Consider the following 26603-nt stretch of genomic DNA (forward strand, 5'->3'; position numbering starts at 1 on the left):
ACACCCGTACGCCCCGGCCACCCGGACCAGGCGCTGACCCCGTCGCCGACACCGGCAGCGAACCCCGTCACCGACCCCCTTCCCAGGAGCTCCCGCATGTCCCATCCCGCCATCCGCCACAACGTCATCGTCCTGTTGCTCAACACGGACTACACGGTTCGCCCCGACACCAACACCTGGACCCATTTCGAAGGGCGCCCCTTCGCCAACGCCGAGCAGACCGCAGCCGAGAGCGCCACCCCGGAGGAGATCGAGATCCTCATCGCCGTGTCCAACCGTGAGGTCGCCAGCGAGCTGTTCCGGGGCAACTTCCCGGAGGCCCTCTGCGCCTTCCTCACGCGCTACTGGGCACAGCTCCCCCGCAGGTGCCGTCCTCGGCGACGCCGTTGCCCATCATGACCAAGGACGGCCGCGACGAGTTCGAGCACCTTCTCGGACTCGTGCTCCGCTGAGGGCTAACAACCAGTGCACCTTGACCGGGTAACTGCCCGGCCAAGGTGTCGAAGTGATGTCGTCTGCGGCGGTCGGGAACTTCCCGACCGCCGCACCCCTTGTGGTCCCTTGCACCGCGTCCCCGACCTGGAAGGACCACATGACCGACTACGACCCCGACTTCCACAACCCCCACACCGAGCCCCACCACGCCACCATCCGCGCCGTCCCCAACCCCGGCGAACTCGACGCCCGCGACATCCCCGTCACCTGTCCCGACTGCCGTGCTCGCCGGGACTGGCTCCTCCTCAACGTCCGCCACCACGTCTTCGTCCGCTGCCGCTGCGCGGCCGAGTGGTACGAGCCGGACCTCACCCGCGCATACTTCGACCTGCACTTCACCGAGCCCCAACACGAGTGGGACGACTACAACACCGCCATTCGGGCACTCGCATTCGACGGACTCCCGGCCGGATCGACCTGGAACTGAGCTGAACAACGCTGTATGCCGACCCCCTGATCGGTGTGTCGGCATACAGCAACACGGCCGCACCTCCAAGGCCCTGAAGGTCATGGAGGCGTAGGTTCGGAGACAGGACTGAGCCCTATCCGACCAGCCCGAGGAAGTGATCAAATGACGAGCGCCCCGGAAGAAACCCCTCTCTTCTGGAGTCCAGAAGGACGAAAGGCGGAAGTCGTCCGTTGCCACCTCGGCCATCTGGCCCTACGAGAGACCTTCGAGAACGTTGGTGGCTGCCCGTACTGCATGCACAGCCCAAACGAGCGTCTGGCTGCCGTACAGGCTCTTGATGCCGCAGAACGGAGGAAGCGAATGCTGCCGAAGCTCGATCGCCTCGGGAGCACCGAGAGGTGACCTCCATCGGCCTGTGTCCTTCGAGTACCCCTTTGCCGCCTTAGCCCGATCGTGCGGCGGGAGATCGAATAGGCGCGTCTCGAGCCAAGGCGGAGCTACCTGCGCGACAACAACCAGCCTCCGCGACGGTGCCGACCAGACCTCTTGCCACCGACTGCCAGGTCTTGGCACGGCCTCACCTTCCGTGCGATACGTCGTCAGGCTGGTCAGCCGGGGCGAGTGCCTTCGTGGCATCGGGCACGACAGCGTCGGGGGCCCGCAGTCCCTCGATCGGTGTCCACTCGTGCTCCAGGATCGAGTAGGTGATCGAGTCGCGCCATGCTCCGTTGACGAAGACGTGGTCGCGGATGCGGCCGTCCTCGGTCATGCCAGCGCGGAGGAGAGTTCGCGCGGACGCCTCGTTGAGCGGAGAGCGAGCGGCCCAGATTCGGTGCAGGCCGATGACGTCGAAGCCGAGCTCGCACAGGAGGTGGACGGTCTCGGTGCCGAGTCCCTTGCCCCACTCGGCTTGGTGGAGGGCGAAGCCGATGGTGGCGGCCTGCTGGGGTTCGGTGGCCAGTCGGGCGTACCCGATCAGCCGGTGCTCGCCGAGGTGGGTGACGGCGAGGCCGTACTCGGTCCTCGGGCTGTCCGTCGTCGACTTCATCGAGCGGTCGACGATCGCCTGGACTTGGTCGCGGGTTCGGGGCTCGAAGCTGAGGTGCCGGGTGGCCTCGGGGTCGCCGTAGACGGCCAGGAGGGCGTCGGTGTCCTCGTGCTCGATCTCGCGAAGTGCCAGGCGGGGGCCGGCCAGGTGGACTGAGGTCATGGCCGCGGAGCCTACCTGCGCGGTCACCGGATGAGGACCGATGTGGGGATGGCGGTGAACGCCTCGATCTCCTCGCGCAGGTCAACCGCTGCCCCGCCGGCACTACGACCACCGGACGGCAGCGCGGCGTGGACGCGCTGGGCACTGCTGGTGATGCCGAAGTTCCGCTGCTCGATGGGCAGGTCGAGCACGGGCCGGACGGCCTCGGCTGCGCCGTCGATCTCTCCTCGGGCGAGGCGGGCGAGCGCGAGGTCGGTCTGAGCGCCAGCCTCGTCGCCAAAGGCCCACTCGTCCTCGGTCGCGGTGCGGTAGGCAGTGACGGCCGCCTCGGCCTGGCTCTCGCCGAGCGCCGGGTCCTCGCCGAGGTGCACGGTGGCCTCGGCGACGTAGTAGAGCTGTCGGGGCACAGGGAAGGTCATGATGCCGCCGAAGCCGTCCAGGTCGTCGGGCTGGGCCACGGCACGGGCGTCCTCAGCGCGCTGGATGGCGGCGCGGGTCGCCTCGCCGTCGCCGAGCAGGGCGTGGGCGCGGGCGGAGAGACAGGCGAGCCAGACGCTCGTGGTGCCTCGGACGTTGCCGGCGGCGGCGTGTCCGAGGTCGGCGTAGTCGGCGGCCTCGGCCGGACGGCCTGACCAGTAGGAGATGAGCGATTGCAGCGAGCGGACCCAGGCTCGCATGGCGTGGTGGTCCGCGTTGTCGGCGCAGACGAAGGCGGTGCGGGCCTGCATCATGGCGGCGCTCGGGTTGCCCAGGTCGTGGCTGGCCTTGGCGAGCATGCCGGAGGTTATGCCCGCGAGCAGGTACAGCTCGCGGGGCTGTAGGGGCTTGACGCGGCCGTGCTCCAGGAGGCGGAAGGTCAGGTCCTGGACCTCGACCAGGTCGCCGAGCAAGGTCGGCAGGGCGAGTTTGGGGTAAGCGACGGTGAGTCGCCGTACCTCGTCCTGGATCTGGCCCAAAGTCTCCGGGCCGACACTGCTTCCTTCCGCCATCGCGGTGAAGCGAAGCGCACGACGAGCCGCCATCGCGACCTGCCTTTCCAATTCGGTGGTGCCCGCGTCGAGGCGGGTCTCGCTGCTGAACGGGCCACCAGCAGGCAGTACCTGTGCCTGCTCGGATGGGAGGAGAACAGGGACCGGTCGTGGTGGTGGGACAACGAGCGGGGACACGACACTGGCATCTGGCCGTGCGGGAGCGGGTCCGAGCAGCCGGTCGACGCCGACGCCGAACATGGCTTCCAGAACCCGGCACTGGTCCGGGTAGGGACGGGTCTTCACGGCGCCGCCGTACCAGCGCTCGAACTGCCGCTTGGAGACCGACAGCCCTGCCAGGCGTGCCCGGTTGATCCGACGATCCTCGCCTGCGCGGCGGCGAGTTCCTCCTCCATGAACGCGCCGTGCTCCTCTTCGTTGCGGCGCAGTCTTGAGGGGTACGAGGTGGTGAGCACTGCGATGCGGCTGTGGTTCATCCTCCAGGAACAGGAGTGACGGTGCGTCGGCGATCATCCAACCGCTACAGCGACCTGGACGTCTTTTCGATATTCGACCCCTCGCGCGTGGTGTCACTGGTTAGCATCGGCACAACCTGTCACTTTTCGAAGGAGCGCGAATGAGCGAGGAGCTGGGCCAGTTGGCCGGGTCCGCCGCGAGCACGGTGGTCACCCTCATGCTGACGGATGCCTGGAGTGGCTGTCGGTCGGGCATCGTCTCGATGTGGCAGCGCTTCCGTCCGGAGCAGTCCGATGACGTGGCTCGCGACCTGGACGACTCCCAGGCCGAACTTCAGCGCGCCCGGGATCTCGGCGACGCCGAAACGGAGCAGGAACTCATGGCCCAATGGGGCGGACGGTTCCGGCGCCTCCTCCGGGACTTCCCGGATGCCGCGGAATTGCTTGGGAATATCGGTGGCGAGGACGGCGGATCGAACGGAAACGAGCGGATCTCCCTGGTGCGGCAGACGGCTGTCGCGAGCGGAAAGGGCTCCCGTGTCTATCAAGCCGGCGGCAACCAGATCAACCATTGACGCCGTCCACGGAATGAGAGGCTGATCGGCAATGCCGCCGCCCGACGGGAACATCCCCATTAGCGGCGAATCGGACGTACGGCAGACCGCCCAAGCGGATCAGGGCGGGACGGTGAATCAGCTCGGGCACGGCACACAGATAAACGGTCTGTCGAGCGGCGCCGCGATCGGACTCGTAGCGGCAACCGTGTCCATCGCGCTGGCCGCGGTCCTGACGTTCGTTGTGGTCAGTGATTCGGGGAGCTCCCGACCGGAACCCCGGACAGATTCCGTCCGGTCGACGTCCGGCGCCTACCCCGGCAGCGGGCAGCCGGCGGGATCGACGAACGACGTCAAAGCCGTTTTCAGCATGCCGCGAGAGGGCGGGGTCAGGGCTTCCGTTTACCTGCCCACGGACGAGGAGGAACGCGATTACCTGACCCATATCGGCGAGGCCAGAGAAAAGCCCGGCTATGCGGATTTTGCGGCCAGGCAGAATCTCGCCCCCGTGGAAAATGACTCGTACAAGCTGACGATCACCAACGTGAGCGGTGCGACGATCCGAATCGTCAACATCAAGCCCGTGGTCCTGCAGCGCAAATCCCCCATAAAGGAAGTCCTCTACTATCCTTGCTGTGGAGCGGGCGGCGAGGAGGGAGTCGTCGCGACTCTGGATCTCGACGACCCCCAGCCGTATCTGGCACAGGGTAGGGCGGACTATTTTTCCGGCCACTCGGTACCCGTGGGCCCCGGTGATGCTTTTGACATATTCATCAACGCCAGGACCTCGAAGTACCACTGCAGCTACTCGTTCGACGTACAGTACACCGATTCGGCCGGCGATCTGCAGCATCTGGAAGTCCTCCACCCCGATTGGCTGTCCGGAAAGCGCATCCCGTTCGAACTCACTGCGGGAATTGCGAACGGCGAAACCTACCGGCGGCAATATGTGCCCACCCTCTCGACCCCCGACTCGACTTGGCGGGACGGCTACTACGTGCGTTCCGACAATCAGCCGCCTCGCAGTTGAAGCGGCCACGGTCCACCCCCGTTCGCGAGGTGGACCGCGGCTCTTTGGCATCAGCCGAGCTGGGCCAGGCCTTCAGTGGCGATCCGTTCGAAGACCGCGAGGTCGTTCTCGAAAATCGAGTCCGGCACCGGCCAGTGGATCACCAGCTCGGTGATGCCGAGTTCCCGGTAGCGGCCGGCCCAGTCCACGAACGCGTCCACCGACTGGAGCGGCTGCTCCGCGGTCGAGCCCTGGAGCAGCACCTTCTCCAGCGCCGCCACATCCCGGCCCTTCGCCTCGCAGGCCGCCGTCAGCTTCTCGATCTGCTGTGCGATCACCGCGGGCGCCTGCCCCACAGGCACGTCCGCCGGCCCGCGCGGGTCGCCGTACGTGACCCAGCCCTGTCCGTGCTCGGCCGCCAGCCTCAGCCCGCGCGGGCCGGTCGCCGCGACGTAGAACGGCACCCGCGGCGTTTGCACGCAGCCCGGGATGTTCCGCGCCTCGACCGCCGAGTAGTACGTGCCCTCATGCGTGGTGGCGTCGGTGCGCAGCAGTTCGTCCAGCAGCGGCAGGAATTCGCCGAACCGGTCCGCCCGCTCCTTCGGCGACCACGCCTCCTGCCCCATCGCCGTCGCGTCGAAGCCCGTCCCGCCGGCCCCGACCCCCAGGGTCAGTCGCCCGCCAGACACGTCGTCCAGCGTGATCAGCTCCTTGGCGAGCGTCACGGGATGGCGGAAGTTCGGCGATGTTACGAGGGTGCCCAACCGGAGCCGCTCGGTCGCCGTCGCCGCCGCCGTCAGCGTCGGGATCGACCCGAACCACGGCTCGTCGCGGAACGACCGCCAGGACAGGTGGTCATAGGTGTAGGCCGCGTGGAAGCCGAGGTCCTCGGCCCGCCGCCAGATCTTCTGCCCCTCGCTCCACCGGTGGATGGGGAGGATCACCGTGCTCAGTCGCATGGCGTCGACCCTACGTCCCGAATGGCCCGCCACCCGGGCGCATACCGCAGTATGCTCTCCTCATGGCAGCAACCACGCGCATCACCGTCACCCTCCCGACGGAACAGGTGGACGAGCTGAGAAAGCTCACGGACAACGTCTCCGGGTATGTCGCGGAGGCGGTCGCCCGCCAGATTCGGCACCAGCTGCTCGCGGACGACCTTCGCCGCTACCAGGACGAGCAGGGCCCGTTCAGCGATGAGGAGCTGTCCGAGGCACACGCCAGGATCTTCGGTTCCGCCGGGTCGGCGGGCTCGGCGAGCGCCGCGTGACCGAGCGCTTCGAGACGGTCGTGCTGGACTCGCAAGGACTCTCCTCGTGGATCACCCAGGACCGCAGCGTGCTGGCGATGCTTCAGGTGCTCCACGCGACGGGGGCCGACTTCGTCGTCGGCGCGAACACCATCGTGGAGGTCACGCACGCGCGCGTGAACGAGGCCCGGCTGAACTGGACGCTCTCCCGGGTCAAGGTGGAGCCGGTCACCGATCAGGCCGCCAGAGCCTCGGCCAAGCTGCTGAAGCAGGCCGGCCTGCATGGCCACAAGTACGCGATCGACGCGACCGTGGCAGAGATGGCGCTGCGGCAGCCGGGGCCGGTGGCCATGCTCACCTCGGACATCGACGACATGGCCAAGCTCTGCGGCACCCGCGTCCGGCTCATCGCCGTCTGAGTCCGAGCGGGACCCGAACACTCTCGGCAAGCGTTCCAGCAGGTCGGCATGTGATGGGTGAAGAAGCCTTGACCGAGGTCACCAGCGTCCCCAGCCGGATCCGCTCGGTGGCCGTCGCCGCCGCGGTCAGGGTCGGCACCGCCCCGAACCACGGCTCGTCGCGGAACGACCGCCAGGACAGGTGGTCGTAGGTGTACGCGGCGTGGAACCCGAGGTCCTCGGCCCGCCGCCAGATCTTCTGTCCTGGCTCCGATCGGACATCGCCCGCTACCGGGGGGCGGGAAGTACGCTGAGGCCTGCGACCGCTGCCCGGTCTCCGGCTGCCCGCACGACTCGCGGTGGCCACGGTGGCCGCACCCGTCTCCGCACCCGGCCCGACCAGCGAGGAGGACACGTGAACCGTGGCGAAGTCTGGTGGGCCTCCTTCGACGAGCGCCGCCCGGTCGTGCTGCTGTCCGGAGACGAGGCGTCAGGTTTCCGGGCGATGCAGGTCGTTGCTCCCGCGGGCGTCGACATCAGCGGTCTGGGCGTCGAAGTGGCAGTGGGCGCCATCGAAGGACTGCCCTTCGAAGGCGTGCTGCGGTTCGCCTTCCCGCGTCCGGGCTTCACCCCGTGCACGTGGCTCACCACCGTGTCCCGCGACGACCTGATCGAGCGGGCGGGCGTGCTGGCCCCCGCGACGCTCGGCGAGATCGCCGATGCCCTCCGCTCCGGTGAGCGGGAGGAGACGTGGACTCCGGCAACGGCCGCGCGGCTCGGCGAGATTCGGGACGCCCTCCGTCCCATCGGACCGGACCTCTGGTCCGGCGGCGGTGAGTCCTGAGGAATGATCGGGGTCATGCCGAAGATCGTGTTGATGTCCGACCCGCCGGTGGCCGCCGTACCTGTCGCCGGGTGCGGTGAACCCCGGACCGGTGGCGCGGCGTGAGCCGAGACCGTGTGATCGAGGCGTTTCGTCTGGAGTCCGAGGCCCTCGCCGAGGCCGTCTCCGGCCTCGGCGAGGCCGAGTGGAACCTCCCGACACGCTGCGCCCCCTGGACCGTACGCGACCTGCTCGGGCACGTGTGCGTGGTGATCGACTGGCTGCCGGCCATGCTGGACGCGCCTGCACCCGGCAAGGCGGACATCTCCGCGGTGGAGTACTACCGCCCGGACGATCGCTTCTCACCCCGGACCAACGGTCAGCGGATCGCCTTGGCTCAGGACCGTGCATCGCGGTCGGCTGACAGCGCCGCCTCCGCCGGGGACTTCGTCTCGACCTGGCAGCGAGTCGATCGCCTGTGCAGAGTCCAGCCCGCCGACCGGACCGTACGGACGCGTCACGGTGATGCCATGCTCCTGTCGGAGTTCCTCCTCACCCGGGTCGTGGAACTCGCCGTCCACGGCCTCGACCTGGCCGACGCGCTCGAACGCGAACCATGGCTGACCGCGTCGGCCGGTGATGTCGTGCTGGAGTTGCTCCTCGGCGCGGAGCACGTCGCGACTGCTCGCAAGCTGGAATGGAGCCGGCCACGGTTTCTGCGTAAGGCCACCGGCCGGGAGCCGCTGGACGCATCAGAGGCCACGCAGGTCGAACGGCTCGGCATCCGATGGCTCGCCCTGGGCTGATGCTCACATTCGACTGACGGTTCACGCCTCCACAGCCTCCTCACCGACGCCGACACCGACTCATGTTCCGTGGTGTCTTCCGTGGTCAGCACGGAGGCGGCCCGCACCCCGGCCGAAGCAGACTGTGATCACGACCGGTTACCGAAGAAGGAGTGATCATGGCCGACACCGCCAGCAGCACGTACGACGGGTTCACCGCGGAGGAGCGGGCCGCGATGAAGGCGCACGCTCAGGACCAGAAGAAGGCGGCGCGCCGGGGATCGGCCGCGGAGAAGGCGGCGGAGGCGGAGCGGGACGTGCTCGCGAAGATCGCCGAGATGCAGGACTCGGACCGGGTCATGGCCGAGCGCGTCCACGCCGTCGTCACCGCCGGCGCCCCGAGCCTCGCGCCGAAGCTCTGGTACGGGATGCCCGCCTACGCACTGGACGGCAAGGTCGTCTGTTTCTTCCAGAGCGCGGAGAAGTTCAAGTCGCGCTACGCGACGCTCGGCTTCAGCGACCAGGCGAAGCTGGACGAGGGCCCCATGTGGGCGACCAACTTCGCCTTGACCGACGTGACGCCCGAGGTGGAGGCGCGGATCGGTGAGCTCGTGAGGCGGGCGGTGTGAGGCGGGCGGTGTGAGGCCGGCGGCGTGAGGCGGGCGGTGTGAGGCGCGGCCGCTCCACGGCGCGGTGCTCGCGAACCGGCCTGCACGGGATTCGCAACTCCCTGTCGGGTTCAACGCTGCAGCCAGCCCAGCAGGGTCGTCGCCGTGAACACCGTGCCCGCCGCCAGACAGACCGCGCGCGGGGTCAGCCACCCGGGGCCTTCCGGGGGCTGGGACTCCGGCGCCGGAGCCAGCAGTGCGTCTGCGAAGGCCTGGGCGGTCGGCGGTCGGTCCGCCGGCTCGACGGACATCGCGGCCCGTAGCAGCACGGCGACGTGAGGTGGGAGCTCCGCTCCGGCCGGGAGAGCCGGCAGCGTCGAGGCGGTCGGCTGGGCGGTCATCAGGGCTGTGGCGCGTCCGCCCGGGCCGAACGGCTTCTGCCCGGTCAGCAGCTCGTAGGCCACGACGGCCAGCGCGTACACGTCGGCCCTCCCGTCGAACCCGCCGGTCTGGAAGGCCTGTTCCGGTGCCATGTACGCGGGCGTGCCCGTGGTCACCGTCAGCCCGGACGCGTCGGCCAGTTGCTTGGCGCTGCCCAGGTCCGCCACCAGCACCGCGGCGGGTGCGGGGCCGGTGGCGAGCAGCAGGTTGGACGGCTTGACGTCGCGGTGCACCACGCCCGCCTCGTGCAGGACCTGGACCGCGTAGCCCGCCTCCGCGGCCAGCCGCAGCGCCTCCTGCGGGTCGCACTGCCCGACCCGGTCCGCCAGGGTGCCGCCGCGCACGTGGTCCATGACGAAGTAGGGCCGGTCCTCCTGCACCCCGACGTCGTGCACCCGGACCACCCGCGGGCTGGCGATCCGGCGCAGCAGCCTCGCCTCCGTCAGGAACCGCTCGCGCACATCGGCGTTGGCGGCCCAGTTCTCGGCCAGCACTTTCACCGCGACCTCGGTGTCGAGCTCCGGATCGTAGGCCTTCCAGACCGTCGCGAAGGAACCGGCTCCGAGCCGCTCCAGGAGGAGGTAACGGCCGAGCTTGCGCATGTGGCAGCATTCTGCCGGAGTCGGGGGGAGTGCGGAACTCCCATTCGACGGGTGGCTGCCGGGCGGGACGAAACGGGGGGATCCGGGTGTTCGAGGAAGGTGAGCTGGAACGGCTCGTGGCGGCTGCTCAGGCGGGGGCGCCGGGGTCGATGGAGTACCTGCTGGCCAAGCTGCGGCCGGTGGTGCTGCGCCGCTGCTCGCGCTTCCTCCCCCACCACGCCGACGCGGAGGAGGCCGCGCAGGACGCGCTGCTGTCCATCAGCACGCACCTGGGCGGGTACGGCGGCCGCGGCTCCTTCCTGGGCTGGGTGACGGTGATCGCCTCGAACGCCGCCCGGTCCACCTACCGCTCGATGCGCCGGCGCGCCGAGGACAGCCACGCCGACCTCCCCGAGTCCGTCGACCCGCGCACCACCAGCGTCATCGCCGGGACCCGGCTCGACCTGATGGAGGCGCTGGCCGCGCTGGAGCAGCAGCACCCCGCCCTGGTGGAGTCCTTCGTGCTGCGCGACCTGGGCGACCTGACCTACGCCCAGGTGGCCGAGGAGCTGGACGCCCCGCTGGGCACGGTCAAGGACCGTATCCACCAGGCCCGCCGCTTCATGCGCGAGCGCCTGGTCACCGGTCTGTGAACGGCGGTCCCGCAGCGGGCGGCGGCCACGCCGTCGTCCGGCCCCGGGCCGCCGTCGTCGCCCTGGTGGCAGCCGCCGCGCTCGGGCTGGCGACCGGCCGATTCGTCCTGCCACCGCCCCCCGGCGCCACCCCGCACCCGGCAGCGCGATCGGCTGCCGGGGCCGGCGGGGCGTCCCAGGGCGCGTCCGCTCTCGCGACGCCCGGCGGGTCCGTCCCGACGCCGCCCGCGTCCTCGCCCGCGTCCGAGCCCTCCGGCTCCGCCTCGCCGGCCGGTGCGACCGGACCGGTGACGACCGCGAACCTTCTGGGACCCGCGGCGTTCGGCCCGGACATCGGCATCGGGCAGATCCACGTCACCGACCGGTACGGCGACGGGTCCTACGCCAACGCGGCCTGCTCCGGCGAGAAGACCCTCACCCAGACCCTGGGCGGGCCCGGTGCCCACTTCCGCGGACTGATGACCAGCCCCCGCACCGACCCGGGCGACCCCACGGTGGCCGCCGACCCCGGCGACCAGGTGGCCCGCGAGGTCACCGCCGAGGCCCGGAACCCTTCCCTGGCGCGGAACTTCGCCGCGCGCCTGCTGCTGGAGGAGGAGCCCTGCCAGGCGGAACCGCCGGGGCACTGGGTCTACGGAAGGACCACGACGGTGCAGCTCGCCCCGGACGTCACCGCGAGCTGGATGGGCGCCTACCCGGGATCCCTCAACACCACCGGCACAGCGCCCGAGGGCAAGGAGCCCTGCGGCGGCATCGCCGTGCTGCGCAGCGGCAGCCACTACGGGGTACTGGAGGTCAGTGCCTGCCTGGGGACGGCCGCGATGGACCGCGTCGTCAGGACCGCTCTGTCACAGCTGTGAAACAGCCGGTCAGGGCTCCAACTTTCCCTCCTCCGGCGCCATCTCCCCGGTTGTACGAGGACGCAGCAGGCGTCCCGACCAGCAGGGGGACCAGATGACCGAGAACCAGGCCGTCCAGCAGAAGTCCGTTCGCCGCAACCGGGTCGCCGCTGCGGCCTGCTTCGCCGCCGCACTGATCACGGTCAGCGTCGTCGGCACCCGGTCGGCCACCGCCGACGGGGCCGCGCACCCGGCTGCGGCCGCGGTCGCCGCCACCCCGGCCACCGCCGCCCACCCGGCCGCGGCCGCCGCGCCCGGACTCGGCTCCGCCGACCTCCTCCAGAGCGAGGACTACTTCCAGCAGGGCCTGAACCCGGTCGGCGCGACCGTCGCGCTGACCGGACGCCAGGGGCTGTCCGCGTGCTCCGGCGAGCAGACGATGCGCGACCTGACCAAGGGCAAGGCCACCGCGTACGCGTCCGTGACCTGGACCTTCGACACCGACGGCCTCCTGACCGAGTCGGCTGCGAGCGCCCCCACCGGGACCGCGGCCGACGCCTGGGAGAAGCAGCTCGTCGCGCTCGTTCAGGACTGCCAGGACGAGCCCGCCGGCCACTGGCACTACGGCGCGGCCCACACCCTGACCGTCACCGGCGGGACCGCCCGCTGGTACCCGGCCTACAGCGGCGACGGCACCGTCAGCGGCGGGGTCGCGGTCCTGCGCAGCGGCACCAGGGTCGCCGTCGTCGAGCTCACCGGCCGGCCCGCCGGCGCCCCGGCCTCCGTCGAAGGCATCGCCACCGCAGCACTGAGCCGCCTCCGCTCCTGAACGACGGCCCCGGTCGTCGCATGCCCATGACCCCGGTCAGCCGATGCCGCCGCGCCCCAGGGCGGTGCTCCACCGTTCGGCGATGGTGGCCGCGTGCGTGAAGTGCGCGGCGGCCTCGGTGTCTCGGCCGAGGAGGCGGGCGAGTTCGCCGAGCGTGTACGCGACCGGGCGGATCGCCAGGGCGAAGCCCGAGGAGGGCGGCGGCGCGTCACGGTGGGGGAGCAGGGTGCTGTACAGCTCGTCGGCCCGCTCCTGCTCGCCGAGCGCCACCACCGCCATCGCACGGAAGGTCGCGAAGACCGTGAGGAGGTAGTCCGTGCGCAGCGGCCCGACCCGGGCGAGGACGGCGCGGGCCTCGTCCTGCCGCCCGGCGGCGGACAGCGCCGCCGCGAGCAGGTCCGCCACCAGCGGGCCGTACTCCTCGGTCAGCTGCCGGGCCTGCGGGACGAACTCACCGAGCCTTCCCTGAGCGGCCCGGATCGTCGCCAGCGCGACCTGCAGGAAGCCGTCGGCGTGCGGAGAGCCCTGCCTGGCCATCCCGGCGGCGGCTTCCGCGTACAGCTCCTCGGCGTCCTCGCCGCGCCCTTCGATCAGCGCTCGCGTCGCCAGCGCGGTCCGACCGACCACGATGGGCCCCGGCATCCGGTACGTCCGGGCCAGTTCCACGCACGTGTCGATGTGGCCGTAGGCACCGGCGACGTCGCCTTCGGCAGCGGCTGCGGTCGACAGGCTGTGCAGGCCGAACCAGCGGAAGGCGGGCAGGTCGTGCTCGGTGGCGAGCCGGACGAGTTCCTCGCTCCGCAGCACCAGCTCGCGTTTCTCGTGTTCCTCGTGTTCCTCGCGTTCCTCGTGTTCCTCGCGCACGATGTCGAGCTCGCGGAGCAGCGCCGCGAGCGCCCTCGCGCGGAGGCCGGGATCCCCCAGACCCGTCGCGAGTTCGACGGCTTCCTCGGCCGCGGCCCGCACACGCGGGTTCCGCTCGTCGGACAGTTCGGCGCAGTAGGCGAGCAGCAGCCCGCACCGAGCGGCGGGTGCCAGGTCCGGCAGGTCCAGCGATCGGCCGAGCAGTGCGACGACGGGCTCGTCGACCACGCCGTACGGCCGGGTCTGCCACGGCGTCGGCTCGGACCAGGCGGTGAGGGCGCGGATCAGCAGCCCGCTCCGTCCGGTGCCGACCGCGCACTCGATCGCCCGCTGCCGGGTCGCGCGGGCGGACATGACCGCCCCGGCCCGCACCTGGGCGCGCAGCAGCCTGCCCAGCAGGTCGACGCGTTCCGCCTCCCGGTCCTCCGACGGACCGACCGGGGTGCGGTCGAAGCAGTCCAGCGCCGCCGCGAGCAGATCGGCCGCCGCGTCGTGGGCGTAGCGGGCGGACGCCAGGTCGGCCGCCCGCAGGCAGTAGTGAACGCCCTTGGCGGCCGTGGCCGAAGCCGCCGACCTCGCGAAGTGGTGGGCCAGCGCGGACACATCACTCGAACCGAGCCGCTCCAGACCGTCCGCGATCCGCCCGTGCATGCGCCTGGCCCGCAGGCCGCTCAGATCGGCGAGCAGCGTGTCGCGCACCAGCGCGTGCGTGAACCGGACGCGGCCCGGGGCGGGCTCGGTCAGCAGTCCGGCGACCAGGCCGGTGTCCAGCCCTCCCAGGACTCCGTCCTCGTCGGTGTCCGCAGCTCCGACCAGCAGCTCGACGTCCGCCTCACGCCCGACGACCGCGGCCAGCCGCAGCACCGCCACCACCGCCTCGGGGAGGCGTCCGAGCCTGCGGCGCACCACGTCCCGTACCCCCTCCGGCACCTCGGACAGGGCCACCAACGCACCTTCGCTGCCGAGCAGTCGGGCGCTCTCCCACACGTAGAAGGGGTTTCCGCCGGTGCGTTCCGCGAGCGCGGCGACCGTTCCGGCGTCCACCGGCCCGGTACCCGCCGCCTTGATCACCTCGGCGACGGCCGACACGGGCAGCCCCGGCAGCGGCAGCCGCAGTGGTGACCGCCCCGCGAGCACGGCGAGCTGGTCCGCGAGCGGGCCCTCGATCTCGTTCGGACGGTAGGCGGCCACGACCAGGACCGGTGTCCCCGGGGGCAGGTCGGTCAGGCCGGTCAGCAGGGCGAGCGTCTCGGCGTCGGCCCAGTGCAGGTCGTCCAGCAGCACTGCCAACGGCCGCTCGCGGGCCACCGCCGCGAGCCACCGCGACACCGCACGGTTCAGGCGGAACCGGCCGGCTGCCACGTCCTCGTCGGGGGCCTGGCCGGATGCGCGGTCGGAGAGCAGCGGGGCCAGGACCTCGGCGGACTCGGTCGGGGGCGGCGCGGCGGCGGCGATCGTCCGCAGTGCCGCCACCCAGGGCCACGCGGGTGGCGCGCCCTCGTCGTCGGTGGCCTGGCCGACCGCGACCAGCCAGCCCTCCCCACGGAGCCGCTCGCCGAGCCGCTCCAGCAGCTCCGACTTCCCCAGGCCCGCCTCGCCGGTGACCAGCGCGACCCCGGGCCCCGCGGTGGCCGCCCGGCCGGCGGCCTCCACCAGCCGGGCGAACTCGGCCTCACGGCCGACGAACAGGCGCGTGTCGGCGGCGGGTCGGCGCGATGGTGCCTGGGCGTTCCGGCCTTCGGGCGAGGTCGGCGGCCGGTGCTGCGGAACCTCCGTCGCGGCCTGCAGCACCGCGGTGCGACCGCCCAGGATGGCCGCTTCGAGCTCGTTCAGCGCGGGCCCCGGGTCGAGACCCACCTCGGCCGCGAGGACCGCGCGGGCCCGGCGCAGCGTCGCCAGCGCGTCGGCCTGCCGGCCCGCCGCCCACAGCGCCAGTGCGTGCAACCGCCAGCCTTCCTCCCGCAACGGCTCGTCGACTGTGAGCAGTTCGGCCTCGGGAACGGTCACGGCGGCATCCGCCGACCTCAGTCCGGCGACCACGTTCAGCTCGCGCGCGACCAGCCGCAACTCGTCCAGACGGGCGATCTCGGCACGGGCCCAGGACTCGTCGACGAACTCGGCGTACGCCGTGCCCCGCCACAGCGACAGCGCCTCGCCGAACAGGCGCCGAGCGGTCTCCGGCTGCCGCCCCGAGACTTCGCGCGCCTCGCCCAGCAGCCGCTCGAACCGCCAGGCGTCGACGGCCCCGTCGGACAGGCGCAGCGCGTAGCCGGGTGGTGCGCTGACCAGCAGGGTGGCCGGAGTGCGCGGCGCCCTGCCGGGCTCCAGCAGCCGTCGCAGGTTCGACACGTACGCCTGCAGTGACGTCACCGCCCGTGCGGGCGGCGCCCCTTGCCAGATCTCCTCGACCATCCGGTCGACCGAGACGACCGCGCCGCGCGCCACCGCCAGCCGGGCCAGGACCGCGCGCTGCCGCCGGCCGCCGAGCGGGACGGGCGCGCCCTCCCGCTCGGCCGCGAAGGAGCCGAGCACGCGTAGGGAGACCATCACCAGGCACATCGTAGACGGCCCGCCCTCCTCCGAAGGATGTTCCTCCAAGTCGCTTCCAACCGCCCTCCAGGAGCCCCCGGCGAGGCTTCTCGCATGGAAACCACGAACGCACCGGTGCAGACCCGTCCGAACACCCAGGAGATGGTGGTCATCCACCGCGGAATGCGCCGCGAGTCGCGACTGCTCGTCGAGCTGGTCGCCGCCGTGGCTCCCGGGGACACCGCCCGCGCCCGTGTCCTGGCGGACCACTTCCGCGACTACCGACTCGGATTGGGCAACCACCACCACGGCGAGGACGCGTTCCTGTGGCCTCCGCTGCTGGCCAGGGTCGACCTCGAAGCCGACCTCGTCCTGCGGATGGAGGCCCAGCACGAACGGGTCGCCGCCACCCTCGCGGCCGCCGAAGCCGCCGTGCCCGCCTGGGAGTCGGGGGCCGGAGAGGCGGAACGCGACGCGCTCACGGCCGCCCTCGCCGAGCACCGCGCGGTCCTCGTCGAGCACCTCGACGAGGAGGAGACCTCACTGCTCCCGCTCGCGGCACAGCACTTGTGGCTGCACGAGTGGAACGCGATGGGCGAGCACTTCCTGGCCAACACGCCCAAACCCAAGCTGCTGTTCTTCCTCGGCATGGTCCTTGAGGAGGCCGATCCCGCCGAACGCACGGCGATCCTCGGCGGCCTGCCGCTCCCCGCCCGCCTGCTCTGGTACGCCGTCGGCCGCGCGGGGTACGCCCGCGCCACCCGCCGCGTCCGGGGCTGACCGCCCCGACCGCCTCCGCCCGGCCCACCCCTCCTCCCCGAATCCTCTCCGAGTCCTCTCCGAAAGACAGGAAAGCCATGAAGCGCTTCACCACCGTCCTCTCCGTCCTGAGCGGTCTGTTCCTGCTGTACATCGGCCTCCTCTTCCTGCTGGATCCGCAGACGTCCGCGGCCGGCTTCGGCCTGCCGAGCTGGCCCGAGCACGAGGGCACGGGCTTCCTCACCGTCAAGGGAGGGCGCGACATCGCAGTCTGCCTGGCCGTCTTCGCGCTCCTGCTGACCGGCCACCGCAAGGCCCTCGGCTGGGTGCTGCTGGGGCTCACCTTCGCGCCCGTCACCGACATGCTGACGGTCCTGGGCAACCACGGGTCGGCCGGCGTCGCGTTCGGCGTCCACGGCCTCGCCGCCGCGGCAGTCGCTCTGAACGCCGTACTCCTCCTGCGCGAACGCCCCACCCCGGCCGCCGCCTGAGCAGGCCGTGCACACGACCGCGGATACGTCCGGGAAGGACCACGACCGGCCGGGGGCCGCTCACGCCCCGGGCACTGGCCGGCGGTCCTTCCCGGCATGCCGGCAGGTGACGGGCGAACGAGGCTCGACCGAGGTGACCGGCGTCCCCGGCCGGATCGATCCGCTCGGTGGCCGTCGCGGTGGCCGCCGCGGCGGTCGTCAGGGCCGGCTCCGTCCGGGCCCGGGACGGCGCGCCGGGAGGTCGCCCGACCGGTCAGCCGTGGTCGAGGAGGGTGACGCCCAGGTCGGTGGCGGTGTAGTGGACCTCGTGGCGGTAGCGGTGGCGGGTCAGCAGACCGGCCCCGCGCAGGACGGACAGGTGCTGGGAGACGGCGCCCAGGCTCAGGCCGGTGCGGGCCGCCAGCTGGGTGGTGGTGCTCGGCGAGGCGGTGAGGGCGAGGATCCGGGCCCGGGTGCCGCCCAGGAGGCGGGCGAGGCCGTCGGTGACCGGCTCCTGCCGCTCCCAGAGCGTGCCGACCGCGCGGGCCGGGTAGATCGCGATCGGCGGGGAGGCCGGCCTGCCGGCCACCAGCACGCAGCGGCTCGCGAAGACGCTCGGGAGCAGCGGCAGCCCCCGGCCGGCGAGGTCGATCCGGGTGTCCAGGCCGTCGTCGGTGACCAGGCGGTCGCCCGACCAGCGCGCGGTCGGGTGCAGGTGGTCGAAGAGCGCCCGGACGCCGCCGCCGGAGAACTGCCGCGTCCGGTGGGCGATGTCGGCCTCCAGGACGGCCCTCATCCGCGGCCAGTGCGGCCGGACCGCCGCCTCCCACCAGGCGAGGACGGCGTCGGCCAGCAGCGGCAGCGCCCGCTCCGGGTCGGCGGCGAGCAGCCGGCCGAAGGGCGACCGTGCGGCGTCCGGCCCGAGTTCGGCGCGGATCCGTTCCGACGGGGTGGCCAGGACGACCGCCAGCTCCGCCTCCAGTTCGGCGACCGCGTCCGCGGGCGGCGGCGTCAGGAAGTCCGGGAGGCAGTCGGTGTCGGAGACGAGGGAGCGCAACGGGGCCGTCCGCCGGGCGAGTCCGCGGTCCCCGGCCAGCGCGCGGGCGGTCCGGATCCACGGCAGGTGGACGGCGTGCCGGGCGGGCTCGGCGAGCGCCCACAGGCCGGCGACGGTCTCCCAGAGCGGCGACACCGCGAACCGGACGGCCGCGACGTCCCCCACGTCGAACCGGACCTCGCTCATCCTGCCTCCCCCGGCGGGTTTCGGCCCACGCTAAAACACTGGCTGCCGCCCGGGCCAGCTGGTGCCCTGGTCCGCCATGGGACTCGACCGTTCGACCTTGCTCTTCCACCGCGACTTCCGGCGGCTCTGGACCGCTGACACCGTCAGCCAGGCCGGCACCGGCGTGACCCTGGTCGCGCTCCCGCTGACGGCGATCGGGACGCTGCACGCCACCCCGTTCCAGGCCGGGCTGCTGGTGATGTTCGAGTACCTGGCCGCGTTGCTCATCGGCCTCCCGGCAGGCGCCTGGGTGGACCGGATGCGGCAGCGCCGGGTGATGATCGCCGGTGACCTCGGCCGGGCCGCGCTGCTGCTCTCCGTCCCCGTCGCCGCCTGGCTGGACGCGCTGACGCTTCCCCAGCTGTACGCGGTGGCGTTCGGGATGTCGGTCTGCACCGCGTTCTTCGACGTCGCCTTCCAGAGCCACCTCCCCCGACTCGTCGGCGGCGAACGGGTGCTGGAGGGCAACGTCCGCCTGGAGACCACCCGGAACATGGCCCAGGTGGGCGGGCCCGGGCTGGGCGGGGCCGTGGTCGCGGTGGTCACCGCACCGGTGGCGGTGGCCGTCGACGCCGCCTCCTTCGGCCTCTCGGCGCTCGCCCTGGCCCGCATCGGCGCCCCCGACGAGGCCGCGAGCCGGGGCGCGGGCGGGGCCACAGGGGCCGGCCGGGACGCGGGCGGGGGTGCCGGCCGGGGCGACGCCGCCGCAGGGCTGCGCGCCGAGATCGCCGAGGGGCTGCGCTTCGTCCTCGGCCACCCGCTGCTGCGGGCGATCACCGTCAGCTCGGCGCTCTCCAACCTGTGCGGCGTGATCGGTGCCTCGATGCTGATGGTGCTGCTGGCCGACCGGCTGGGGCTCTCGCCGCTGCTCTGCGGACTGGTCTTCACGGCGGAGGCCGTGGGCGGACTGCTCGGCGCGCTGCTGGTCGGGCGGATCACCGCCCGGTTCGGCCAGGGGCCGGCGATGTGGCGCGCGATGGCCGTGAGCACGGCGCTGTGGATGCTGGCCCTGCCGCTCTACCAGCCGGACTGGCGGTTCGCGCTCGCGCTGCTGCTCAACGGGCTGGGCTGGGTGAGCTTCATGACCTACCGGATCACGGCGGTGAGCTTCCGCCAACTCCTCTGCCCCGCACCGCTGCTGGGCCGGGTGACGGCCACCTTCCGGTTCGTGGTGTGGGGCCTGATGCCGGTCGGGGCCCTGCTCGGCGGAGTCCTCGGCGAAACGGTCGGGCCCCGGACGGCGATGTGGGTGGGCGCGCTGGGCGAACTGCTCGCCGTCGTACCGCTGCTGCTCTCACCGCTGCGCACCGCCCGCGAACTGCCGACGGCCGCCGAGGAGCCGGCTGTCGGGGAAACGGTCGTCGGGGAAACGGTCGTCGACGACGCCCGGACGGTGGCCTGAGCAGGGGCGCGGCCCGGATCCGGACTCAGGAACCGGACTCAGGAGCCGGGCCCGGTTCCCGGGCTCAGGGGTGGGGGCGCTGCGCGGGGAGGTGGACGGGGCTCGACGGGGTGGCGCGGCGGGCGAGGTCGGCGAGGGTGTCGAAGAGGATGTCGCCGAGCAGCACGGGTTCGCGGGACGGGGGCGGGTCGTCCTCGGGAGTGGTCGGTGGGCGCTCGTCTCGAAGCTGGCGAGTTGGCATGGCTCTTCCTGCCGACGGGGTGGCCGAGAAGAGTCCTGCCCGGTCAGCGGGGTCGGGACACCCCGGGAACCGGCGAATCGGCCGGAACTGGCGCTGCGGGGACCGAAACGCGCCCGCATCGGCGCGCGCTTACGGCGGTCGAATACCGGCCGGGGGTACCCTCGGCCGCGTGACGACGGCGGACGGTGGGCGGGCGCGAGGGGGCGGTGGGGCCGCGGCCCGGCTGCTGCTGCTCTGCGCGCTGCTCGCCGGGCTGTTCCTGATGCACGGCTCGCCGACGGCGGCCGGCGGCTGCCACGGGCCGGCGAGCTCGGCAGCAACGACGGCAACGACGGCGGCCGTCCCGCACCATCACGCGCCGGACGGGCCGCCCGTGCCGAACGGGCCGCCCGCGCTGGAGGGGCCGCGAACGGCGCACGGGGACGTGGCGCCGACGGCGGCCGCCTCCTGCGTGACCGCCCGGGACCGGGACGGCGCCGGGCTGCCCGCCGCCCCGCTGTCGGCCTGGGCGTTCGCCGTACCGGTCGTGCCGCGCCCGCCGGCCGGGCCGCGCGGGCGGCGGACCTCCGGGCCGCGTGCCCCGCCCGCCGCCGGTCGGCGGCTGCTGTGCCAGGTGTGCGTCTCCCGGACCTGACCGGGCCCGCGCCGGGCTCCCCGACGGGGCCCGGGCGCGCCGCGTCCTGTCCGCACGCACCGGAAGACACCTCGAACGATGACTCTCGACACCCGCACCCGCACCCGCACCCGTCCCCGCACCCTCGCGCTCGCCGCCGGCGCCGCCGTCCTGGCGGCCGCCCTGACCGCCTGCGGCTCCGACGCGATGAGCGGGATGGACCACGGCGCACCGGCACCCGGCACCGCCACCGCCGCGACCACCACCGCCTCCCCCACCGGCGCCCACCAGGGCCACCAGATGCCCGCCGCACCGGAGACCCCCGCACCGGACGCCGCAGCCCAGCCCTCCACCCAGCCCGCAGCCCAGCCCGCAGCCCAGCCCGCGGGGCCGCTCGCCGCCCCGCCCGCCGAGCAGGACGGCTACCGCCTCACCTCCGACACCGCGACGCTCGCCGCCGGAGCCCCCGTCGAGTACCGCTTCGCCGTCACCGCGCCGGACGGCAGCCGGCTCACCGCCTACCAGGCCGACCAGACCAAGCGGATGCACTTCTACGCGGTCCGCTCCGACCTGACCGGCTTCCAGCACCTCCACCCCGAGGAGGCCGCCGACGGCACCTGGACCGCCCCGCTGGCCGCGCTCACCGCCGGCACCTGGCGGGTGTACGCCTCGTTCGTCCCGGACGCCGGCCCCGGCAAGGGCGGCGGCCTGGTGCTCAGCCGCACGGTGACCGTCCCCGGCGAGGGCGCGGACGCCGTCGCCGCGCTGCCCGCCGCGACCGGCACCGCGACGGTGGACGGGTACACCGTCACGGTCGAGGGCTCCCCGGTCGCCGGGAAGGCGGGCGAGCTGAAGGTGACCTTCGGCAAGGACGGCAGGCCGGTCACCGACCTCCAGCCGTACCTGGAGACCTTCGCCCACCTGACCGCGTTCCGCGCGGGCGACCAGGCCTTCGCCCACCTCCACCCGGAGGCCAGGGCGGAGGCCGGCGGCACCGGCGGACCGGTGCTGGCGTTCCACGCCGAGATGCCGGGCGCCGGCGACTGGCGGCTGTTCCTGCAGTTCCGGACCGGCGGACAGCTGCACACCGCCGCCCTGACCCTCAAGGTCGGGTAGGCCCCGGGGCGCCGCCGGGCCGGGTACCCGGCCGTCGGGAGGCCACCGCGACGAGCGCCACATCGGCGACCGCGCCGGTGACCTCCCGGCTCGGGTGGGCGAAGATGGACCGGTGACCACACCGCGCAACGCTCCCCGGCTGATCGCCACCGACCTGGACGGCACCCTGCTCTGCTCCGGCGGCACCGTGACCGAGCGCACCGCCGCCGCCCTGGCCGCCGCCGAGGCGGCCGGGGTCCAGGTGGTGTTCGTGACCGGCCGGCCGCCGCGCTGGATGAAGCAGGTGAGCTCGCACATCGGCGGCCACGGGGTGGCGATCTGCTCGAACGGCGGCGCGGTGGTCGACGTGCGGCGCGGCGAGCTCCTGGAGTCGTTCCCGCTGGACTCCGGGACCGCGCTCGCCGTGGTCGAGCGGCTGCGCGCGAAGCTCCCCGGCACCGCGTTCGCCTTCGAGTACCCGGCCGGGTTCGCCCGCGAGCCCGGCTACGAGGTGCGGATGTGGGGCCAGGACGAGAACCACCCGATCGGTCCGGCCGAGGAGCTGCTGGGCACGGGCGGGGCGGTGCGCGGACTGTTCAAGCTGCTGGCCAAGCACCCGGACCTCGATCCGGACAAGCTGCTCGGCGAGGCCCGGGAGGCGGCCGGGCACCTGGCCGAGATCACCCGCTCGGCGCCGATCCCGCTGCTGGAGATCAGTGCGCCCGGTGTCACCAAGGCCAGCACGCTGGCCCGTTGGTGCGCCGGGCGCGGGATCGACCGGAGCGAGGTGGTGGCCTTCGGCGACATGCCGAACGACCTGGAGATGCTGGCCTGGGCCGGCAGCGCGTACGCCGTCGCCAACGCCCATCCGCAGGTGCTGGCGGCGGTGCCGCTGCACACGGTGAGCAACGAACAGGACGGTGTCGCGGCGGTGCTGGAGCAGCTGCTCGGCCTCCCCGGCCGCTGATCGGGACCGCGCCGCTGACAGGATCGCGCGAGCCGCCGAAGGCCGCGCCGCCGCAGAGCGCCGCCGCAGTCCGCGCCGCCGAAAAGCCGAACCGGCCGGCGGAGCAGGCCCGCCGGCCGGTGAACGGTCCCACCCCGCAGGGTGGTTCGGCGCTCTACCCGAAGCGCCCGTTGACGTAGTCCGAGGTCCGCTGGTCGTACGGGTTCTGGAACACCTGCTCGGTCGGACCCGCCTCCACGATCCGGCCGGGCGTGTCGTGGGTGGCCAGGAAGAACGCGCAGGACTGCGAAACCCGCTGCGCCTGCTGCATGTTGTGGGTGACGATCACGATGGTGAGCCGCCCGCGCAGCTCCGCGATGGTCTCCTCGACGCGCCGGGTGGAGGTCGGGTCGAGCGCCGAGCACGGCTCGTCCATCAGCAGGATGTCCGGCGAGACGGCCAGCGACCGTGCGATGCAGAGGCGCTGCTGCTGGCCGCCGGAGAGCGAACCGCCGGGGGTGTGCAGCCGGTTGGAGACCTCTTCCCAGAGGCCGGCCCGGCGGAGGCTGGTCTCCACCAGGTGCTCCCGCTCGTCCTTGGAGACCTTGATGCCGGCCAGCTTCAGCCCGCTGGAGACGTTGTCCTGGATGGACATCGCCGGGAACGGGTTCGGCCGCTGGAACACCATGCCGATCCGGCGGCGGACCTCGGTCGGGCGCCGGCCGGGCCGGTAGACGTCGTCGCCGTCCAGCAGCACCTCGCCGGAGAGCGCGGCGCCGCGGATCATCTCGTGCATCCGGTTGAGGATGCGCAGGTAGGTGGACTTGCCGCAGCCGGACGGGCCGATCAGCGCGGTCACCTCGCCGGCCGGCATGGCGAGCGAGACCCGCTCCAGCACCTTGTGCGAGCCGAACCAGGCGGAGACGTCGCGGGTCTCCAGCCCGGCCAGCGCGGGCTCCTCGCCGTAGTTCTCGTAGTGCGCGTCCTGCGGGTACAGCAGCTGCTGCCCGTCGTGCTCGGCGTACCCGCCGGCGACGCCCGCGCCGGGCGGGACGGCGGGAAGGGTGATCGTGGTCTCGGACGGTCCGGCCCCCGGGGCCTGGCCGGGCGGTACGTCGGTCATCGGTGCATCCGTCATCGGTACGGTCCTCCGGGCGCGCGTCAGTAGAGGTTGGGCAGCAGGGCGGCGGCGTTCTCGTAGACCGCCCAGAGCAGCGCGCCGATCACCGGCGCGAGGCTGAGGTAGGCGGCCGAGCGGTGCCAGTACCGGGCCAGCACGATCGCGGCGACCACCGCGCCGAGCAGGCCGAGTGCCCACAGCTGCAGCGTGGCCAGTGCGCCCTTGTCGGCGGCCAGCGCCTTGTCGTAGGGCGTGGTGCGGGGCCGGCCGCCCGGGTTGGCCTGCGGGTCGCCGTCCAGCCGGGCGCCGATCATCACCGTCGAGCGCGGGATCCAGTCGGAGTCCCCGGTAACCAGCACCATCCGGTTGCGGGCCGGGTCCGCGATCGGGTGGTCCTCGTCGCCGTACACGTTGACCGTGTAGGTGAACTTGCCCTGCCCGGTGGTGGCTTCGATCTTGTCGCCGACGCGGAGCCTGGTCAGCTCGGCGAACGGCGCCCCGAAGGTCGCGCCGCGCCCGAAGAGCACCGCGACGCCGGTCTGCCCGGGCAGCGCGGTGTCCCGCCGGTGGCCGGGACCGCGCATGAGGTCCCGGCCGCTGGTGCCCTCCACCACGACCACGTGGTGCAGCCCGATCGCCGGGATGTCCAGCAGCGCGACCGGGTCGCCGTTCCCGGCCGCGCCGGTCGGGGCGGTGGCCTTGGCCAGCTGGTCCCGGAAGGACTTGTAGGCGGTCGACTGGAAGTGCTTCTCCTGGACGTGCGAGAGGGTGAAGAGGTAGCCGACGAAGCCCAGGGTGAGCGCCGCCAGCAGGCTCACCGCCCAGGCCCCCTGGAGGAACCGGATCCGCCCGGCGGTCCGGCCGGAGCCGGACGGCCCGTCCGGCCCGTCCGGCTTGGGCGCGGTCCCGGGGGCGTCCGGCTCGGCGGCCGGGGCCGGCGCGGGCTGCGCCGGGGCCGTCGGCTTCTCCAGCGCCGGGGCCGTCACGACCGGCCGCCGTTGTTCGCGCGCCGGCGCAGCAGGCGCCGCCCGAGCAGCGGCGGGACGATCACCACGGCGAGCAGTTCGAGCGCGGTGAGGGTGCTCAGCGTCCAGTCCTCGGGGCGGCCGCCGACCTCCACGACGTTGGCCGCGACCTCGGTGGCGGCGCCCCCGCGGCCGCGCGCGACCACCTGGCCGGTCTGCGGGTCGACGGTGTCCTCGGCCGCGCCCTCGCCCTCGCCGTCGGCCGGAGCGGCGTTCGGGTCGCCGGCGGCCGCGGCGGGATCGCCGGGCGCGGCCTCGCCGGTGCCGCCGGCAGCCGCCGCACCGCCGGTGCCCGCGGCGCCGCCGGCGGCCGCGCCGCCCCCGCCGGTGGAGCCCGTGGAACCGGTGGAGCCGGTGGAACCGGGCGTCTGGGTGCTGCCGGTCTTGCCGGTTCCGGCCTTGTTGCCGGTGGTCCCGGTGGAGCCGGTGGCCGCCGCGCCGCCGCCGGTCGCCGCGGCTCCGCCCGAAGCGGCGGCGCCACCTGCGGCCGCACCGCCCGCCGCGCCGCCGCCGGTGGCCGCGGCTCCGCCGGAGGTACCGCCCGAAGCGGCTGCGCCGCCCGTCGACGGCTTGCCGCCCACGATCTTGCAGTCCAGCGGCTGCCCCTTGGCGTCACATGCGCTGGGCTGCGGGGCGTTGTCCAGGATGGTCAGCCGGCCGGCGGAGTTGAAGGTCGGGTTGTTGCAGTTGGCGAGGGTGTTGGGGTCGACGGGGCTGGCGTTGCCGGGGATGTGCTGGGACTGGAGCAGTCCGCCGCGGACCAGGCCGCGCGGGATGGGCGAGTAGCCGAGGTCGTCGGCCTCGCCCTGGCCCTGGCAGAGCACGTAGGAGAGGAACTTGCTCAGTGCGCCGCCCTTGTCGTTGCTGAAACGCGGGAGCGCCTTGAGGGAGTTGGCCCGCGGCACGACCAGGTAGCTGTAGCTGGACAGCGGGTAGGAGCGTGCGTCCGGGTTGGTGTAGACCTCGTCCAGGTTCTGCTGGAGGTAGTTCGGGTCGTCCGGCGAGGTGCCGTCGTCGACGCCGCGGATCTTCGCGGCGGTGAGCGCGATGGCGACGTTGGAGGCGGTCGGCAGGACGAAGTAGCCGGCCGGGTTGAGGACCTTCACCACCGGCCAGTCGCTGCGCTTGGCGAACGCGTACTCGTCGTAGCCGATGGTGCCGTCGCCCGAGCTGGCCTTGATGTAGCCGGCCACCGTGTCCGAGCCGTTCTGGGCGGTCATCCGGCCGGACGGCGGGTAGAACTCGGTGAACTCACCGCAGGAGACCTTGTTGACGGACTTGCAGTACTCCTCCCACTGGGCGGGGAAGGTGTGGCTCATCCACCGGGTGAACTGGGCCGTCGCGCCGGAGCCGTCCGAACGGATCACCGGGGTGATCGGCAGGTTGGGCAGCTGCCTGCCGTAGTCGGCGGTGACCTTCGGGTCGTTCCAGTTGGTGATCTTGCTGGTGAAGATGTCCATGATGACCTGGGGCGAGAGCCGCAGGTCGCGGACCTGCTTGCCGCCGATCTTCAGGTTGTACATCAGCGCCGTGCCACCGGCGGTGATCGGCACGTAGGAGTAGCCGTAGACCGGGTTCTCCACGCCGCCACCGCCGCTGCGCAGGACCTCCTCGCTCGCACCGGTGTCGATCTTGGTGCGGAACGGCACGTCGGAGGCGGTGAAGTCGTTCTGGCCGATGGACCACTCCTGGCGGCCGCGGGCCGAGCCGACGGCGCTGAAGTCGATCTGGATGCCCTGCGGCCCGACGTCCTGGCGCCACTGGTCGATCGCCGGGTACGCCCAGCTGGAGCCGCTGGCGGTCAGCGCGACGGCCGCGTGCGCCGGGGTGGCCTGCCCCAGCAGCAGCGAACCGGCCGCGAGCAGGGTGGACATCAGCACGGCCAACGGGCGTGCCAGGGGGCGGCGTTCGGCCTCCCGTGACATGGGAA

28 protein-coding genes and 1 pseudogene are annotated in these 26603 nt (G+C 72.8%); 18 read left to right on the top strand and 11 right to left on the bottom strand.

What is annotated here, in order from left to right:
* Nucleotides 1–96 precede the first annotated feature (96 nt).
* Both AC067J_RS09075 and AC067J_RS09080 read left to right on the top strand, forming a co-directional pair.
* A complete protein-coding gene (locus AC067J_RS09075; protein ID WP_478297237.1) occupies nucleotides 97–399 on the top strand; it encodes a hypothetical protein in 303 nt (100 codons plus the stop codon).
* Nucleotides 400–592: 193 nt separating this feature from the next.
* The gene (locus AC067J_RS09080) at nucleotides 593–922 is read left to right on the top strand and encodes a hypothetical protein (RefSeq protein WP_478297238.1); all 330 of its coding nucleotides are present in this window, start codon (nucleotides 593–595) and stop codon (nucleotides 920–922) included.
* A 559-nt stretch (nucleotides 923–1481) separates the two neighbouring features.
* On the opposite strand, the gene AC067J_RS09085 is transcribed toward AC067J_RS09080, so the two are convergent.
* Together AC067J_RS09085 and AC067J_RS09090 are read right to left on the bottom strand one after the other, a co-directional pair.
* On the bottom strand, nucleotides 1482–2114 hold the full coding sequence (locus AC067J_RS09085; RefSeq protein ID WP_478297239.1) for a GNAT family N-acetyltransferase: 633 nt from the start codon (nucleotides 2112–2114) through the stop codon (nucleotides 1482–1484).
* Between the two features lie 23 nt (nucleotides 2115–2137).
* Entirely contained in the window at nucleotides 2138–3136 is a 999-nt protein-coding gene (locus tag AC067J_RS09090) for a hypothetical protein (protein WP_478297240.1), read from the bottom strand.
* A gap of 583 nt (nucleotides 3137–3719) precedes the next feature.
* Here AC067J_RS09090 and AC067J_RS09095 point away from each other — a divergent pair.
* Together AC067J_RS09095 and AC067J_RS09100 are read left to right on the top strand one after the other, a co-directional pair.
* Nucleotides 3720–4133, top strand: coding sequence for a hypothetical protein (locus tag AC067J_RS09095; protein WP_478297241.1), 414 nt, complete (start codon nucleotides 3720–3722; stop codon nucleotides 4131–4133).
* 31 nt (nucleotides 4134–4164) lie between these two features.
* On the top strand, nucleotides 4165–5142 hold the full coding sequence (locus tag AC067J_RS09100) for a hypothetical protein (RefSeq protein ID WP_478297242.1): 978 nt from the start codon (nucleotides 4165–4167) through the stop codon (nucleotides 5140–5142).
* 50 nt (nucleotides 5143–5192) lie between these two features.
* On the opposite strand, the gene AC067J_RS09105 is transcribed toward AC067J_RS09100, so the two are convergent.
* Nucleotides 5193–6080 (bottom strand): LLM class flavin-dependent oxidoreductase, encoded by an 888-nt coding sequence (locus tag AC067J_RS09105; protein ID WP_478297243.1) that lies wholly within the window; start codon nucleotides 6078–6080, stop codon nucleotides 5193–5195.
* A gap of 62 nt (nucleotides 6081–6142) precedes the next feature.
* On the opposite strand from AC067J_RS09105, the gene AC067J_RS09110 reads away from it, so the two are divergent.
* The gene (locus tag AC067J_RS09110) at nucleotides 6143–6391 is read left to right on the top strand and encodes a type II toxin-antitoxin system CcdA family antitoxin (RefSeq protein WP_405012215.1); all 249 of its coding nucleotides are present in this window, start codon (nucleotides 6143–6145) and stop codon (nucleotides 6389–6391) included.
* Nucleotides 6388–6789 carry a DNA-binding protein gene (locus tag AC067J_RS09115; protein WP_478297244.1) on the top strand — a complete coding sequence of 134 codons (402 nt, stop codon included), beginning with the start codon at nucleotides 6388–6390 and terminating at the stop codon, nucleotides 6787–6789. Before AC067J_RS09110 ends, AC067J_RS09115 begins: the two co-directional genes overlap by 4 nt.
* A gap of 49 nt (nucleotides 6790–6838) precedes the next feature.
* Here AC067J_RS09115 and AC067J_RS09120 read toward each other — a convergent pair.
* Nucleotides 6839–7024 (bottom strand): annotated as a pseudogene (locus AC067J_RS09120) (LLM class flavin-dependent oxidoreductase); the annotation flags it as partial.
* 159 nt (nucleotides 7025–7183) lie between these two features.
* Between AC067J_RS09120 and AC067J_RS09125 the strand changes: the two are divergent.
* The 3 genes from AC067J_RS09125 (at nucleotide 7184) to AC067J_RS09135 (ending at nucleotide 9005) form a co-directional block, all read left to right on the top strand.
* The gene (locus tag AC067J_RS09125) at nucleotides 7184–7612 is read left to right on the top strand and encodes a type II toxin-antitoxin system PemK/MazF family toxin (RefSeq protein ID WP_478297245.1); all 429 of its coding nucleotides are present in this window, start codon (nucleotides 7184–7186) and stop codon (nucleotides 7610–7612) included.
* A gap of 101 nt (nucleotides 7613–7713) precedes the next feature.
* Nucleotides 7714–8397, top strand: coding sequence for a maleylpyruvate isomerase family mycothiol-dependent enzyme (locus AC067J_RS09130; protein WP_478297246.1), 684 nt, complete (start codon nucleotides 7714–7716; stop codon nucleotides 8395–8397).
* Nucleotides 8398–8555: 158 nt separating this feature from the next.
* The gene (locus tag AC067J_RS09135; RefSeq protein WP_478297247.1) at nucleotides 8556–9005 is read left to right on the top strand and encodes an iron chaperone; all 450 of its coding nucleotides are present in this window, start codon (nucleotides 8556–8558) and stop codon (nucleotides 9003–9005) included.
* A 110-nt stretch (nucleotides 9006–9115) separates the two neighbouring features.
* Here AC067J_RS09135 and AC067J_RS09140 read toward each other — a convergent pair whose 3' ends face one another.
* Complete coding sequence (locus AC067J_RS09140; protein WP_478297248.1) at nucleotides 9116–10027, bottom strand: serine/threonine-protein kinase; 912 nt, start codon at nucleotides 10025–10027, stop codon at nucleotides 9116–9118.
* Between the two features lie 86 nt (nucleotides 10028–10113).
* Here AC067J_RS09140 and AC067J_RS09145 point away from each other — a divergent pair, with 86 nt between their 5' ends.
* From AC067J_RS09145 to AC067J_RS09155, 3 genes are all read left to right on the top strand, one after another.
* Nucleotides 10114–10659, top strand: a complete 546-nt coding sequence (locus AC067J_RS09145) for an RNA polymerase sigma factor (protein ID WP_478297249.1) — start codon at nucleotides 10114–10116, stop codon at nucleotides 10657–10659.
* 287 nt (nucleotides 10660–10946) lie between these two features.
* The gene (locus AC067J_RS09150; protein ID WP_478297250.1) at nucleotides 10947–11519 is read left to right on the top strand and encodes a hypothetical protein; all 573 of its coding nucleotides are present in this window, start codon (nucleotides 10947–10949) and stop codon (nucleotides 11517–11519) included.
* 94 nt (nucleotides 11520–11613) lie between these two features.
* Nucleotides 11614–12327: a hypothetical protein gene (locus AC067J_RS09155; protein ID WP_478297251.1), complete on the top strand. Its 714-nt coding sequence runs from the start codon at nucleotides 11614–11616 to the stop codon at nucleotides 12325–12327.
* 36 nt (nucleotides 12328–12363) lie between these two features.
* Here the strand turns inward: AC067J_RS09155 and AC067J_RS09160 are convergent, their stop codons facing one another.
* A complete protein-coding gene (locus AC067J_RS09160) occupies nucleotides 12364–15738 on the bottom strand; it encodes a BTAD domain-containing putative transcriptional regulator (protein ID WP_478297252.1) in 3375 nt (1124 codons plus the stop codon).
* 96 nt (nucleotides 15739–15834) lie between these two features.
* Here AC067J_RS09160 and AC067J_RS09165 point away from each other — a divergent pair, with 96 nt between their 5' ends.
* On the top strand, nucleotides 15835–16500 hold the full coding sequence (locus tag AC067J_RS09165) for a hemerythrin domain-containing protein (RefSeq protein ID WP_478297253.1): 666 nt from the start codon (nucleotides 15835–15837) through the stop codon (nucleotides 16498–16500).
* A gap of 77 nt (nucleotides 16501–16577) precedes the next feature.
* On the top strand, nucleotides 16578–16970 hold the full coding sequence (locus tag AC067J_RS09170) for a DUF4267 domain-containing protein (RefSeq protein ID WP_478297254.1): 393 nt from the start codon (nucleotides 16578–16580) through the stop codon (nucleotides 16968–16970).
* Nucleotides 16971–17223: 253 nt separating this feature from the next.
* On the opposite strand, the gene AC067J_RS09175 is transcribed toward AC067J_RS09170, so the two are convergent.
* Nucleotides 17224–18192 carry an ArsR/SmtB family transcription factor gene (locus AC067J_RS09175; protein ID WP_478297255.1) on the bottom strand — a complete coding sequence of 323 codons (969 nt, stop codon included), beginning with the start codon at nucleotides 18190–18192 and terminating at the stop codon, nucleotides 17224–17226.
* 76 nt (nucleotides 18193–18268) lie between these two features.
* Here AC067J_RS09175 and AC067J_RS09180 point away from each other — a divergent pair, with 76 nt between their 5' ends.
* Nucleotides 18269–19633: an MFS transporter gene (locus AC067J_RS09180; RefSeq protein WP_478297256.1), complete on the top strand. Its 1365-nt coding sequence runs from the start codon at nucleotides 18269–18271 to the stop codon at nucleotides 19631–19633.
* A 64-nt stretch (nucleotides 19634–19697) separates the two neighbouring features.
* On the opposite strand, the gene AC067J_RS09185 is transcribed toward AC067J_RS09180, so the two are convergent.
* On the bottom strand, nucleotides 19698–19874 hold the full coding sequence (locus tag AC067J_RS09185) for a hypothetical protein (RefSeq protein WP_478297257.1): 177 nt from the start codon (nucleotides 19872–19874) through the stop codon (nucleotides 19698–19700).
* Nucleotides 19875–20043: 169 nt separating this feature from the next.
* Here AC067J_RS09185 and AC067J_RS09190 point away from each other — a divergent pair, with 169 nt between their 5' ends.
* From AC067J_RS09190 to AC067J_RS09200, 3 genes are all read left to right on the top strand, one after another.
* Nucleotides 20044–20508 (top strand): hypothetical protein, encoded by a 465-nt coding sequence (locus AC067J_RS09190; RefSeq protein WP_478297258.1) that lies wholly within the window; start codon nucleotides 20044–20046, stop codon nucleotides 20506–20508.
* 78 nt (nucleotides 20509–20586) lie between these two features.
* Entirely contained in the window at nucleotides 20587–21603 is a 1017-nt protein-coding gene (locus AC067J_RS09195) for a hypothetical protein (protein ID WP_478297259.1), read from the top strand.
* Nucleotides 21604–21715: 112 nt separating this feature from the next.
* Nucleotides 21716–22549: an HAD family hydrolase gene (locus tag AC067J_RS09200; RefSeq protein ID WP_478297260.1), complete on the top strand. Its 834-nt coding sequence runs from the start codon at nucleotides 21716–21718 to the stop codon at nucleotides 22547–22549.
* Between the two features lie 154 nt (nucleotides 22550–22703).
* Here the strand turns inward: AC067J_RS09200 and AC067J_RS09205 are convergent, their stop codons facing one another.
* Genes AC067J_RS09205 through AC067J_RS09215 form a run of 3 tightly spaced genes read right to left on the bottom strand, consistent with a single transcriptional unit; the run spans nucleotide 22704 to nucleotide 26598 of the window.
* Complete coding sequence (locus AC067J_RS09205) at nucleotides 22704–23666, bottom strand: phosphate ABC transporter ATP-binding protein (protein WP_478297261.1); 963 nt, start codon at nucleotides 23664–23666, stop codon at nucleotides 22704–22706.
* 23 nt (nucleotides 23667–23689) lie between these two features.
* Nucleotides 23690–24634 (bottom strand): class E sortase, encoded by a 945-nt coding sequence (locus tag AC067J_RS09210; RefSeq protein ID WP_478297262.1) that lies wholly within the window; start codon nucleotides 24632–24634, stop codon nucleotides 23690–23692.
* Nucleotides 24631–26598: a phosphate ABC transporter substrate-binding protein PstS gene (locus AC067J_RS09215; protein ID WP_478297263.1), complete on the bottom strand. Its 1968-nt coding sequence runs from the start codon at nucleotides 26596–26598 to the stop codon at nucleotides 24631–24633. The genes AC067J_RS09210 and AC067J_RS09215 overlap by 4 nt, the downstream gene beginning before the upstream one ends.
* Nucleotides 26599–26603 lie beyond the last annotated feature (5 nt).

The sequence above is a fragment of the Kitasatospora sp. NPDC042419 genome, assembly GCF_056437345.1.